We start from the raw sequence: 12,382 nt of genomic DNA on the forward strand, positions 1-12,382 counted from the left end.
TGATTTAGTGCATTTGCACCTTATGCGTTACCGTTGGGTCTACGTTCACCGCTGAATAGTCCACGCTCTCGGGCCCAGACGATGGCTTCGCTGCGGCTATGAACATCAAGCTTTGAATATACCGTCGCCACATGATTGCGCACCGTATTGGGCGCAAGCTTCAGTCGCGCGGCGATTTCCTTGTCTGCCAGCCCTTCGCAAATCAACCCCAGTACGTCACGCTCCCGGGCCGTCAGCTCGGTAAAAGAGGCATTGGGCCGATTAAGCGCCTTCGCGTTTTTTACGTTGGCCAGTTTTTCGATCAAGGTTTGACTGAACCAAGACGCGTCGCGCATCACTTCTTCAATGGCCGCAATCAATTCCAGCTCGGATCGCTTGCGCTCAGTGATGTTCATCAATACCAGCAGATAGCAGGGAGCATCCTGAATATTGAGCGTGTCCGCCGACACTACACAGTCGATAAGCTCATCATCTTTTTTGCGGATTTTAAGGTCCAGCTCCTCAACCCTGCCGGCCTTCTCCAGCGTGGCGAATAACTGATTGCAGACGCCGGTGCCATCGATAAAGCCGATTTCAGCCGCAGTCTTGCCGAGCACTTCTTCAGCGGTAAATCCGGTCACCTTGAAGAACGCCTCATTGACGTCTACTACCTGCTGGCTCTGTGCGCTGCACATCAGCGTTGGCACTGGATTCAAGCGGAAGGTTTTGGCAAAACGCTCTTCACTCTGGCGCAACGCAACCTCGGCTTTGCGACGCCGTTCTAGATCAACAAAGGAGAACAGCATGCAATCTTCGTCGTTGATACTGAGCGGCTGACCCGCAACGATCACCAACTTGCTGCCGCCCTCAGGAAGTTTAAGCTCCGCGTGCATCTGTGGGACGGTCACGCCTTCACCCAGTCGCTTAATCGCCAACTCCTTGTTATCGGCGCCCTCCAGCACGTCTACTTCATAGACCGAACGGCCAATAACCTGCTCCCTTGCATAGCCGGTCATTTCCAGAAAGCCTGCATTCACTTTGATGTAGCGCAAATCGCTCAGCCGGCAAATCACGGCCGGTGCCGGGTTGGCACTAAACGTCTTTTCAAAGCGCTGCTCAGCACTGGCCCACTCAGTGGCATCGGCCAGAATAAGCACCAACGACTCCGGTTCGCCCGAAAGATCGGTGAGCGTCATGCTGCGAACGCGGTGGACCCAGCTTCGTGCTTCATCATTGGCCGACCTGACTTCAACCACCACATCACTGAACGCCTCCCCGGCCGCCGCTCGGCTAATGGGGTAGCTTTCCTCAGACAACGGGTGATTGTTGCGATAACGCAGCGTGAATCGCTCGGCATATGCCTTCGCGTTTTCGCCTAATTCACTGACTTTACTGACCCCATGCATAGTTAATGCGGCTTCGTTAGCCCACGCGATGGTTTGGTCTACGTCAATCAGAATCACACCGTCCGACAGACCTGAAATAATCTGCTGCAACTGGAGTCTGTTGGTGTCGGTGGCAAATACGTCCTGGCTCATCGCTTCACCCAAAATGCAGCGCCACAGGGTGCGCCTTGGGATTACGACAGCGAGTGAATGTCATCGTGCCGCTGTTGTGCAGACCGCAGCGTTACCCTCTTTAATGAACAACGGCAAAACTGATCGCCTGTGCTAAAGCTCAAGTTCGAGACAAGCTGGGTTATCATGCGCCAATTCCCCCAACTCCCCGGAAACTGCTCATGTCCACAATGCCTACCGTCGCCCAACCACGGGGCTTGTCGTTCTGGTGGAAGCCTCTTTTGTTTTTGTTGGTGGCGGTCATCGGCCTCTACTACGTCAAGTGGTCGCCCTACTACCTCAAGTCGTTCATCGCTGCCGACAATCACAGCATTGGCGCCTCAATCCTCGGCGCCCCACAAGACAGCCCTTTCAGCGCCGCACTGGCCTATGCCCAAGTGTATTTTCTGGCCATTTGGAAAGCCGCTGTTCTGGCGGTGATTCTCGGTTCGCTGCTGCAGGTGTTGATCCCGCGTGACTGGCTGTTGAACGTGTTCGGTCGCGCCGGTTTTGGTTCGACGTTGCGCGGTGGGTTGTTCGCATTGCCGGGAATGATGTGCAGTTGCTGCGCCGCTCCAGTGGCTGCGGGCATGCGCCGGCAACAGGTCTCGGTCGGCGCGGCGCTGGCGTTCTGGATCGCTAACCCGGTATTGAACCCTGCGACACTGGTGTTCATGGGGTTTGTGCTGGGTTGGGAATTCACCGCGCTGCGCTTGGTAGCCGGGGTGATATTGGTGATGGGTGTTTCGTTGATCGCTCAACATATCGCCAGCCCGGAGCAAGTGCCTGAACAGGCGCTGGAAGCCGTTGCCGACGCAAGCTCGACTGACCGGAGCAATTTTTTCACTCGCTGGGGCCAGACCCTGTGGCAGCTGTTTTGGAGCACGATTCCGGTTTACGTTGTAGCGGTGCTGGTTTTGGGCGCAGCCCGGGTTTGGCTGTTTCCCCACGTCGACCCGTCCATGGGCAACAGCCTGATTTGGATCGCGGCGCTGGCGGTGGTGGGTACGCTGTTCGTGATTCCGACCGCTGCCGAGATTCCAATCGTGCAAACCATGCTGTCGTTGGGCCTGGGCACCGGCCCCGCCGTCGCGCTGCTGATGACCTTGCCGAGCGTGAGCTTGCCGTCGTTGCTGATGCTGCGTAAGTCGTTCGACACCAAGGTGCTGGTGACCGTGGGTGTATTAACGATGTTAGTCGGGGTTATCAGCGGGTTGGTGGGCGTGGCGGTTTTGTAAGATCAAAACCTGTGTAGGGACCAACATGTTGGCAAGGCGGCGGGCCTGATACACCGCGCCACGCCCTTCGCCAACAAGTTGGCTCTGCAGACAGGCGCCCGCCTACACGCTGCCTCAGCCCTGCCGATGCTGACGGTCTTTCAAATACTCAATCACCGCCGCATGTTCGCCGGAAAACTCGATGCGCGGCCCTTTGCTGTCGCGTTGGTAGGCGTACATGGGGTCGTAATACTCGCCCAACATCCCGCTTATCCACTCGCGATGCAGGTCCACCGCACCGGATTTTTCCTGCTCGGCCAGCGCGCTGTCCATCACCGCTGAGAGACGCTGATAGCGTTCGCCGCCCAAGCGTTTGACGATGCTGGCGAGGCTCTGGCGCAGTTGTGCGGCAAACATACCAAAACCCTGCTCAAGCCCATGCACCCCAATAAACTCGGCGCACAGGTCGACCACGTAGTCTTTCAAAATCCGTTCGACCCGGTTCTCAAACGGCTCTTCAAGCCATACCAGCGGGTAGTGCTGCATGCCCTGAAACAAGGTCAACGGAACCGCGCGACTGCCTACAGCACGGCCTTCGTCTTCGATCACGAATTGCTTCACGCCCGCGGCGCGCTTCTTGAGGATGTCGATAGACAACGCGTTTTCAAAGCTGATTTGCGCCGGTTGCCCGGTCGCATGCTTGCCAAAGCTGGATCCACGATGGTTCGCGTGGCCCTCCAGGTCCAGGGCGTTGCTCAGTTTGGTCAGCACCTCCGTCTTGCCCGACCCGGTCAGCCCGCCCACCAATATGAAATCGCACTCCAACACCGCGCTTTCAGTGACCTCCATCAGGTACGTCCGCAGGGCCTTGTAACCGTTGAGCACCCGTGGGTATTCAATCCCGGCCTCGTTTTTGAGCCATTGTTGGGTCAGTTGCGAGCGCAGTCCGCCTCGGAAGCAATACAAAAAACCCTGCGGCTGAGAGCGGACGAACGCGGCCCACGCGTCGATCCGGTCTTGTTTAGTCTGGCCAGAGACCAATTGATGGCCCAGCTCGATGGCCGCCTGTTGGCCTTGTTGCTTGTAACAGGTGCCAACCTTCTCCCGCTCTAGATCGTTCATTAGCGGCAGATTGCGCGCCAACGGAAAAGCGCCCTTGTCGAATTCGACCGGGGCGCGGACGTCCATCAGCGGGATGTCGTTAAGAAAGATGTGGCGGTAGTCGGCGCTGTTGTCCCGCATCAGAACACCTCTACCGCGTGGCTCTGTCGGCCGATGAATTCGCCAATCACCGACAAATTCAGGCCCAGCTCTTCAGCCATAGCCAAGAACGCTTCCTGTCCCGCAGGCTCGACGGCCACTAATAACCCACCGCTGGTTTGTGGGTCACACAGCAGGAGTTTTTGCATCGGGGCCAGCGGCGTGAGGCGAGCGCTGTAGCTGTCGAAATTACGGTGTGTGCCACCGGGCACGCAGTTTTTCTCCAGGTAGAACTCAACACTGGGCAAACGCGGCACGGCCGCGAAATCGATACGCGCGGTCAGCTTGGCGCCGTCGGCCATTTCAACCAGATGCCCTAGCAGACCAAACCCGGTGACATCGGTCATGGCCTTGACCCCTTCAAGCCGGGCGAAACGACTGCCGGGCTTGTTCAGCGTACACATCAAGTCCCGGGCGACGCCTTGGTCCTCGGCCCTCAGCAAGCCTTTCTTTTCGGCAGTGGTAAGGATGCCAATGCCCAGCGGCTTGGTCAGGTACAGCTTGCAGCCTTCGGTGGCGGTGTCGTTACGCTTCATGAAGCGCTTTTCCACCAAGCCGGTGACCGCCAGACCGAAAATTGGCTCAGGCGCATCAATCGAATGCCCGCCCGCCAGCGCAATACCTGCCGCATCACACACGGCTCGGCCGCCGCGAATCACTTCACGGGCCACTTCCGGCGCCAGCAGGTTGACCGGCCAACCCAGGATGGCAATCGCCATGATCGGATCGCCGCCCATCGCATAAATGTCGCTGATGGCGTTGGTAGCCGCGATGCGACCGAAATCGAACGGGTCATCGACGATGGGCATGAAAAAATCGGTGGTCGAGACCACGCCGCGCTCTTCGTCGATGGCATACACCGCCGCATCGTCACGCGAGGCATTGCCAACCCAGAGCTTTGGATCGAGGTTCTGCGCGCCGCTGCCGGCAAGGATCACTTCCAATACTTCGGGAGAGATTTTGCAGCCACAACCGGCGCCATGACTGTATTGGGTAAGGCGGATCGGCTCGCTCATGGTGCACCTCTGAATTTCAAATGCGCCGATACTACCAGAGCGGGCCGAGACGAGTGCCGACTTGGCGCCGGTCAGCGCTTTTCGAGATTGGCTTTGATCACTCGGCAGGCCGCCAGATCCCAGGCCCCGGTGCCCACGGTTTTGAAGACAATGGGCCGGGAGAAGTCAGGCTTGTTGATCAATGCAGAGGCCAAGGATTTCACCCGCGCCCATTCGATGTTGGCCAAGATCAAGTCACCCGCTTCGTGGGTGGCGCCCAAAGGGTCATCCACATAAACCGTGCTGGCGTTGATCACGTCAGCGCAGATTTCGGCCGCGTCCGGGGTGAACGCGCCGACGCCGATGACCAAACAATCGGGGCGGGCCGGCTCGAAGTGAACCGGGGTTTTACTGGTAGTCACCGTGATGACCACCTCTGTGTCCGATGGATGGGCGGGGTCTTCAACGACCAAGTTGGGCGCGCTGGCTTTGAACCGTTCAACGAACGCCTGGGCACTCTGCACCGAACTGCCACGCACCCGAATCACCGCGTAGGGGTAGACCTCGGCAATTGCTTGCACGTGGTTGCCCGCTTGCGTGCCGCCGCCAATGATCAGCACCGAACGCGGCGCCTGTGGCAACAGGCAACTGATGCCGAGCAGGGTCACAGCGGCGGTTCTTCTGCCGGTGACGGTCGGGCCATCCACTTGGAACAACATGACACCGCTCAACGCATCACAGGCAACCACTTGCCCGTGAATCGTTGGCAGCCCTTCGTTGCGGTTGCGGGGATTGACGTTCACCAGCTTATGAATGGCGATGTCATCCGACGTGGCAGGCATCGACAGCATCACGCCGCCGTCTTTGAGCGCCACCACCAAGCGTTCGGGACTCACAATGTCGCCATCGACGACTTGCTGCGCGGCAACGCGTAATGCCGCGATCAATTCACGGATGGGCAAAAGTGCGGCTGTTTCAGTTTCGTTGAATACTTTCATGTCGTGACTGCACCTTGACTGCACCCTGGGCCGTTAGCAGGGGCTTTTTTACGCCTGCCCCTGTATGCCGTCAATCGATTGCTGGAGTTTGAATAACACCAGTGGTTAGCGCCCGGTTTCCAGCGCGTAGCGACGGCAATGTTCGAGATAGCCCTCCTCATGGCTGCCCACCAACTGCACCACGCTGGTCCACAGCCATGACGGCGCATCCAGGTTCTTGGAGCGGTTGAGCTGCAAATCAGCCAGCCAGCTTTTGCGCAGGTCATCGTCCATCTGCCGGGCATGGGCGATACCGACTATTCGCGCCAGATAACCCGCCGCACGCATGGCGTCGGTTTCATTCAGCGTGTCCAGCTCCAGCTTCATGTCTTGCGGCAGCAGTTCGCGAATGAACACACCGTGGTCGAGAAAACGGGTTGCCAGCATCCGCTCGCCCAAGGCCGGAGACAACTGACGCGCCCCTTCGACGACCCGGCGGGCATTGTCCCGTGGCATATGAGCGCGGGGGGCCCGGGGCGCTGCGGCAGCGATGGCTTCTTTGACATCAATCAGGCAGTAATCCTGCTCCTCGTCACCGCCAACCCCGAGGAGTACCGCATAGCGCATTAACCCCAAGGAGCTGCAGCCCTTGACCCAATACGCCGAATCGAGCAACTCGACACTTGCATCATTAGGTCGGCCTTTAAGGGACGTCACTAATTTATGAATGTCGGGTGTGGCGCATAGCAGTTTTATTTCGGCTTTTTCAGCGCGGGACAATGGCCAAAAACTTTTGCCCAGCGGAATCGTCGGGCGTTCGTTTTCGATACGTTCACGCGCCAAATGCTTCCAGGTGCGCTGCACGGCGGTGCGCATGCCACCTTTTACTTGGCTTGGACGTTCCGGATCCTCGCCCGGCCCTTTGATGAACGCCTGTGCGTAGCCGCGCATCATTTCTTTGAGCATGCGCGCGGTAGTCACACCCGGCAGGTCCGAACCACGGGCGGCCATGGCCAGCGACAACGCCAACCGGACCAGGTCATGGGTCGGGTTGCCAATCACCGTCTGGTCCAGGTCGCGAATATTGATGTCTATACGGCCGTGGATATCCCCGGTCGGCCCCAGATTACCCACGTGACAATCGCCACAAATCCACACATTCGGCCCGTGGGGCAAGCGTCTTCCGCGTTGGCTGTGCAGCCATTCATAAAACTGAACCGTATTGCCGCGCACGTAGGCATGGGCCGAGCGGGCCATTTTTTCATTACGACGGCTGTCGAGTAGCTCAAGCCGATCCTGGGGGCGCGGTAGTTTCATGGCGGCTTCTTTCTGAGTGGTCTTGAATTCAATAGACTGAAACGTTCAAGCATTGGTTTCATTTTGCTATCGACAAGTGCCATAAGGGCCTCATCACGCTTTCCAGAAGGACAAAAACACCCCATGAGCATTGAATTAGAGGTCATCGACATCCAGCTGGGTGATGGCAAGGAGGTGGTCAAAGGTGCACTGATCACCACCCAGTACACCGGGTATCTAAAAGACGGCACGGTATTCGATTCATCCCACGAACGCGGCAAACCCTTCCAATGCGTGATCGGCACCGGACGGGTGATCAAAGGCTGGGATCAAGGACTGATGGGCATGAAAGTCGGCGGCAAGCGCAAGCTGTCAGTGCCCGCCCACCTGGCGTACGGCGAACGACACATGGGCGCGCACATCAAACCGAACTCCGACCTGACCTTTGAGATCGAACTGTTGGAAGTGCTGACGCGGGATGATTGAAGGCATTGTTACAGACCTCCTTAGGAGCTGCGAAGGCAGCGATAAGGGCCGAAGGACCTTCGCCAACAAGCTGGCTACAGATGGCTGCCCGCCCATCCGTCTCCTGTGAATCGAATGCCGAATTGCGGAAAGAGGCCCCGTGAAACCATGCGGCCGAACGCAGGCGTTGCGTAGGGGGTAACGAGGCAAGGATGCCGAGAAAGCCGTGCGCGGCCAGGGACGGCCGCTCACGGCGACCCCCGGAGCAACGCCGGAGTGAGGGACGACCGAGCCTAAGCGAAGGCCTGCATGGTGGGGCAAGCGTTTTGGGTTACCTTTTTGCGGTTCGGCGTTCCGACGTTTGAAAAAGGTGACTCGCTGTAAAAGCGAAACCATAATTTCAGCAACCACAAAGGCCGGATATACACTCAAAATCCATTGTTTTTAAAAGATTAAAAAGTGTTTTGGCGAAGAACATCACGTGGTGTGTCAAGCAGGCCGCTTTGCCAGCAAGTTGGCTCTACAGACCGACGGCGCGTTCCAACAACCGATACCCCACCCCGGCTTCGGTCACGATAAACCGTGGGTTGGTTGGGTCATCGGCCAATTTCTGCCGCAGGTGCCCGACGACAATCCGCAGGTAATGGCTGTCTTCAGTGTGGGTCGGGCCCCAGATGTCTTTGAGCAACTGCTGTTGGGTAATCACCCGTCCCGGATGCCGCGCCAATTGCGCCAGCACCGCGTATTCCTTGCGCGTCAGCCCGACTTCAACGCCGTCTAACAACACCCGCCGATATGCCAGATCCACCGTCAACGGGCCGAAGACCAACGCGGCTTCTTGCTGTTCGCCCGCAGGCGCTTGACGTAATAACGCCCGGACCCGTGCGAGAAACTCCTGTATGCCGAAGGGTTTGGTCACGTAGTCATTGGCGCCGCCGTCCAGCGCCTGAACTTTCTGGCCCTCACTGGCGCGCACCGAGAGCACCAGCACCGGGACTGCCGACCACTCGCGAAATTCGCGCAGCACCTGTTGGCCGTCCATGTCAGGCAAACCAAGGTCGAGCACCAGCAAGTCAGGTTTGTTCAACGCCGCTTGGCTCAAACCTTCGCTGCCGGTGCCCGCTTCCAGCACCTTGTAACCTTGGGAGGCCAGGCTGATGCGCAGAAATTTTCGAATCTGCGGCTCGTCATCGATCACTAGAATGGTCGAGGTCTGACTCATGGTTGTCTTGCCATCTCAAATGAAGCCGCGAGCGTAACGCACTGCATGATCAGAGCGTGTGCTCCAATTCAGCTTCGGGTTGGGTTTGCAGCGGGAGGAACAGGGTGATACAGGTGCCGCGCCCTTCAATGCCGTCGGCCACGGTGATGTGCCCGCCATGGGCGCCGACCATTCCCAGACAAATAGCCAATCCCAACCCTGTGCCCTGCCCGCCGCGATCGCCACGGGCGGCGGTGTAGAACATATCAAAAATTTTCGCGCGCTCGGCTTCGGGGATACCGGGGCCTTCGTCACTGACCGAGAAGAATAGCTCGCTGTCGGTCACCCCCGCAGCCACCTGCAAGCGTCCCTGCGCTGGAGAAAACCGCGCAGCATTTTCAAGCACATTGACTAAAGCCTGCTCGATCAACGCGGCGTGTACGTACAGCAATGGCAACTCCAACGGCACCTGAGTGCTGACCTGTAACGGCGCCAACACCGCACGCAGGCGGTTAAGTGCGCTGCCGACGACATCCCCCGGCGACACCCAGTCCCGCGCGAGCTTCAGGGCGCCGTGACCCAACCGAGTCATGTCCAGCAGGTTTTGAATATAACGGTCCAAACGCTCCGCCTCGTCACGGGTGCCTTCGAGCAGTTCACGACGATCCTCCAATGGGATGGCTTCACCCAACGCCAACAGGCTGTCGATACTGCCGCGCATGGCCGTCAGCGGCGTGCGTAAATCGTGGGACACCGAGGCCAACAACGCACTGCGCAGTTGCTCGGTTTCACCGTGCAATCGGGCGGCTTCCAGCTCTTCGGCCAACTGGGCTCGGGCCAATGCTTGGGCCAAGGGTTGACTGAGTGCGGTTAATAGCCGACGACGCTGATCGGTAAAGGGCTGCCCTTCATGCGGACACACGCCGAGCAACGCCAACGGGCCCTCTTCCATCGACAACGGCCACCACCACCAATGCCCCAGCGGCAAAGTGCCCGTACCCAAACCTGCGGCCTGATCGTGTTGCCACGCCCAATCGGCCGCCGCGCGTTCGGCTTCGGACAACTGCAACGCGCCGCCGACTTCGACTTTCCAGACACCTTGGTCGTCGCGATCCAGCAAGCAGATGTTCAATTCTTTCCAGCCACTGAAATGCTGTTCAGCGGCGCTTAGCATCGCCTGCCGATCAGTCGCCGCCGTGAGTTTGCGCGACAGGTCGAGCAACTCGCTGGTTTCCTCCTGAGTATCGCGCAGGGCCCGGAGTTGCTGGCGTTGCCGGGCGGCAAGGTTACCGGTCAAGGCAGCCATCAATAAAAAGAACAGCAGCGTCAGCACGTCTTCTTCGCGCTGGATGCTGAAGGAGAATTTAGGTGGAATGAACAGAAAATCGTAAGTCAGAAAAGACAACGCCGCACAGGCCAGCGCAGGCCCAAGGCTGCTACGCACCGCCACCAACAACACAGCGGCGAGGAACACCAAAGAAATATTCGGCAGCGCCAAGACACTCGACACTGCCCACGCCAAGGCGGTGGCCAGAATCGTCGCGATCAACGCCAGTCCGTAGTCAAACCAGACCACAGCCCGTGCCGAACGTGCACGCGGCTGATGATGCTGCGCCTCGCTGTCGAGGACATTGATTTCCAGGCCGTGGGCATCCCGCAGCAGCCGCGCTGCCAGCCCACCACCAAACAGACGCCTGCGTAAACGCGGACGCGATTGCCCCACCAGCACCAAGCTGGCGCGTCGCTCTGCGGCGTGTTGAATCAGGGTTTTAGCCACCTCTCCCGCCCGCAACAGCACCACTTCGCCACCTAAGCGTTCGGCCAGTTGTTGTGCACTTTGCAGGCGCATCCGCGCCTCTTCATCCACCGCCCGACCGTTATCGACGTGCACCAGACTCCACGGCAGATGACGACGCTGAGCCACCCGGCTGGCGTGTCGCACCAGTCGCTCGGCCTGAACATCACCATCGATCCCCACCAATAAACGACCTCGAACAGCGGGCGCCGCCTGGCCTAGTTGGCGGTAACCTTGGGCGAGGTCGTCATCAACCTGCGCCGCTGCCGTTTGCATCGCCAACTCACGCAACGCCGTCAGGTTGGTTTGGGTGAAGAATGCGTCGATGGCCGCTCGGGCTTGTTCGGGCACATAAACTTTGCCGTCACGCAAACGCTCCAACAGCTCACGCGGTGGCAGGTCGATCAGCACCAGTTCATAGGCTTCTTGCAGTACCCAGTCGGGCAAGGTTTCTCGAACCTGCACCCCGGTGATTCCACGCACTTGGTCGTTGAGGCTTTCCAGGTGTTGAACATTGACCGTCGTGTAAACGTTGATTCCGGCCGCCAGCAATTCTTGAATGTCCTGCCAGCGTTTTGTGTGTCGGCTGCCCGGCGCGTTGCTGTGAGCCATTTCATCGACCAGCACCAAGTTCGGCGCGGCCATGAGCAGGCCGTCGAGGTCCATTTCCTCCAGCGTCACGCCACGGTAATCCGAGCGTAATAACGGTTGCTGAGGCACACCGCTGAGCAGGGCTTCAGTTTCAGCGCGGCCGTGGGTTTCTACCACGCCGGCCAGTACATGGGAGCCTTGACGCAATTGGGCATGGGCTGCCTGGAGCATGGCGTAGGTCTTGCCGACCCCCGGCGCGGCGCCCAAAAACACCTTGAGCCGCCCACGGCCGTCCCGTGGCAGATCGGCTAACAGTGCATCGGCGCGGCGGGTGTCACTCATGGTTCGTACTCAATGTGTGCTGCAAACTCGGTCTCTGCCGGAGCGAATTCATTCGCGAAGGGATCAACACGGTCCTTCAGATAAACCGCGCCGGCCAATTCCCGAATGAATTCGGTCCCACAGGATTTCGGCATCTGCTCAAAGCTGCGCTGACGGTAACTCATTCAGCGTTTGATTCAAGGTCAACACGTTGACCACCGGTGGACCGATCAACGGACGGTAGGTGTTTTCGTTCACCAGCCGTTGCACGGTGGTCACCGGCAGGTTGCGGGCGCTGGCGACGCGGGCCACTTGGTAGGCCACGGCTTCGGGCGGCAAGTGCGGGTCCAGGCCGCTGCCGGAGGTGGTCAACAGCGACAACGGCACCGCGCCTTGACCGGGTACCGCTTCTTTGGCGACATCTGCGGTAACCCGCGCAACCAGTGCCGGGTTGCTCGGTGAGAAGTTGCTGGCGCTGCTCGATACCGTTGCAAACGCCCCGGCCGAGGGCCGCGAGTGGAACCAGCCGTCGCCGGTAAAGCTTTGCGAGATCAACTCAGAGCCGCGCACTTTGCCAGCTTTGTCATACACCAGGCTGCCATTGGCCTGGGCAGGGAATGCTACTTGGGCGATACCGGTCACGACCAGCGGATACGCCACGCCAGTGATCAGAGTCATTAACACAATCAGGCTCAGGGCCGGACGCAATACAGTCGACATCATCGAATC

General features: G+C 58.9%; 10 protein-coding genes. 2 read left to right on the plus strand and 8 right to left on the minus strand.

Features of this window, described 5'->3' with window-relative positions; genetic code table 11:
• Window positions 1-20: 20 nt before the first annotated feature.
• Window positions 21-1,517 carry a helix-turn-helix transcriptional regulator gene (locus RHM59_RS05920; RefSeq protein WP_322169638.1) on the minus strand — a complete coding sequence of 499 codons (1,497 nt, stop codon included), beginning with the start codon at window positions 1,515-1,517 and terminating at the stop codon, window positions 21-23.
• A gap of 200 nt (window positions 1,518-1,717) precedes the next feature.
• Here RHM59_RS05920 and RHM59_RS05925 point away from each other — a divergent pair, with 200 nt between their 5' ends.
• Window positions 1,718-2,773: a permease gene (locus RHM59_RS05925; protein WP_322286174.1), complete on the plus strand. Its 1,056-nt coding sequence runs from the start codon at window positions 1,718-1,720 to the stop codon at window positions 2,771-2,773.
• Between the two features lie 114 nt (window positions 2,774-2,887).
• Here the strand turns inward: RHM59_RS05925 and mnmH are convergent, their stop codons facing one another.
• The 4 genes from mnmH to RHM59_RS05945 form a co-directional block, all read right to left on the minus strand.
• Entirely contained in the window at window positions 2,888-3,994 is a 1,107-nt protein-coding gene (gene mnmH / locus RHM59_RS05930) for a tRNA 2-selenouridine(34) synthase MnmH (protein WP_322286175.1), read from the minus strand.
• On the minus strand, window positions 3,994-5,028 hold the full coding sequence (selD, locus tag RHM59_RS05935) for a selenide, water dikinase SelD (protein WP_322169629.1): 1,035 nt from the start codon (window positions 5,026-5,028) through the stop codon (window positions 3,994-3,996). Before selD ends, mnmH begins: the two co-directional genes overlap by 1 nt.
• Before the next feature lie 71 nt (window positions 5,029-5,099).
• Entirely contained in the window at window positions 5,100-6,005 is a 906-nt protein-coding gene (gene lhpI, locus RHM59_RS05940; RefSeq protein WP_322286176.1) for a bifunctional Delta(1)-pyrroline-2-carboxylate/Delta(1)-piperideine-2-carboxylate reductase, read from the minus strand.
• Between the two features lie 105 nt (window positions 6,006-6,110).
• Window positions 6,111-7,301, minus strand: coding sequence for a DUF2252 family protein (locus tag RHM59_RS05945; RefSeq protein ID WP_322286177.1), 1,191 nt, complete (start codon window positions 7,299-7,301; stop codon window positions 6,111-6,113).
• Between the two features lie 123 nt (window positions 7,302-7,424).
• Between RHM59_RS05945 and RHM59_RS05950 the strand changes: the two genes are divergently transcribed.
• On the plus strand, window positions 7,425-7,766 hold the full coding sequence (locus RHM59_RS05950; RefSeq protein WP_322169621.1) for an FKBP-type peptidyl-prolyl cis-trans isomerase: 342 nt from the start codon (window positions 7,425-7,427) through the stop codon (window positions 7,764-7,766).
• Between the two features lie 499 nt (window positions 7,767-8,265).
• On the opposite strand, the gene RHM59_RS05955 is transcribed toward RHM59_RS05950, so the two are convergent.
• The 3 genes from RHM59_RS05955 to kdpC all read right to left on the minus strand — a co-directional run bounded on the left by RHM59_RS05955 (window position 8,266) and on the right by kdpC (window position 12,373).
• On the minus strand, window positions 8,266-8,967 hold the full coding sequence (locus RHM59_RS05955) for a response regulator (RefSeq protein WP_322169618.1): 702 nt from the start codon (window positions 8,965-8,967) through the stop codon (window positions 8,266-8,268).
• A gap of 49 nt (window positions 8,968-9,016) precedes the next feature.
• Window positions 9,017-11,674, minus strand: coding sequence for a sensor histidine kinase KdpD (locus RHM59_RS05960; protein WP_322286178.1), 2,658 nt, complete (start codon window positions 11,672-11,674; stop codon window positions 9,017-9,019).
• 138 nt (window positions 11,675-11,812) lie between these two features.
• Window positions 11,813-12,373, minus strand: a complete 561-nt coding sequence (kdpC, locus tag RHM59_RS05965) for a potassium-transporting ATPase subunit KdpC (RefSeq protein WP_322169611.1) — start codon at window positions 12,371-12,373, stop codon at window positions 11,813-11,815.
• Window positions 12,374-12,382 lie beyond the last annotated feature (9 nt).

The organism is Pseudomonas sp. MH10 (assembly GCF_034353045.1).
In the GTDB taxonomy this organism is placed as follows: domain Bacteria; phylum Pseudomonadota; class Gammaproteobacteria; order Pseudomonadales; family Pseudomonadaceae; genus Aquipseudomonas.

Bases quoted from the DNA above. Each gene is read 5' to 3' on its own strand.
- RHM59_RS05920 (WP_322169638.1), bottom strand. From the start codon at position 1,517: ATGAGCCAGGACGTATTTGCCACCGACACCAACAGACTCCAGTTGCAG.
- lhpI (WP_322286176.1), bottom strand. From the start codon at position 6,005: ATGAAAGTATTCAACGAAACTGAAACAGCCGCACTTTTGCCCATCCGT.
- RHM59_RS05960 (WP_322286178.1), bottom strand. From the start codon at position 11,674: ATGAGTGACACCCGCCGCGCCGATGCACTGTTAGCCGATCTGCCACGG.
- RHM59_RS05950 (WP_322169621.1), top strand. From the start codon at position 7,425: ATGAGCATTGAATTAGAGGTCATCGACATCCAGCTGGGTGATGGCAAG.
- mnmH (WP_322286175.1), bottom strand. From the start codon at position 3,994: ATGCGGGACAACAGCGCCGACTACCGCCACATCTTTCTTAACGACATC.
- selD (WP_322169629.1), bottom strand. From the start codon at position 5,028: ATGAGCGAGCCGATCCGCCTTACCCAATACAGTCATGGCGCCGGTTGT.
- RHM59_RS05945 (WP_322286177.1), bottom strand. From the start codon at position 7,301: ATGAAACTACCGCGCCCCCAGGATCGGCTTGAGCTACTCGACAGCCGT.
- kdpC (WP_322169611.1), bottom strand. From the start codon at position 12,373: ATGTCGACTGTATTGCGTCCGGCCCTGAGCCTGATTGTGTTAATGACT.
- RHM59_RS05925 (WP_322286174.1), top strand. From the start codon at position 1,718: ATGTCCACAATGCCTACCGTCGCCCAACCACGGGGCTTGTCGTTCTGG.
- RHM59_RS05955 (WP_322169618.1), bottom strand. From the start codon at position 8,967: ATGAGTCAGACCTCGACCATTCTAGTGATCGATGACGAGCCGCAGATT.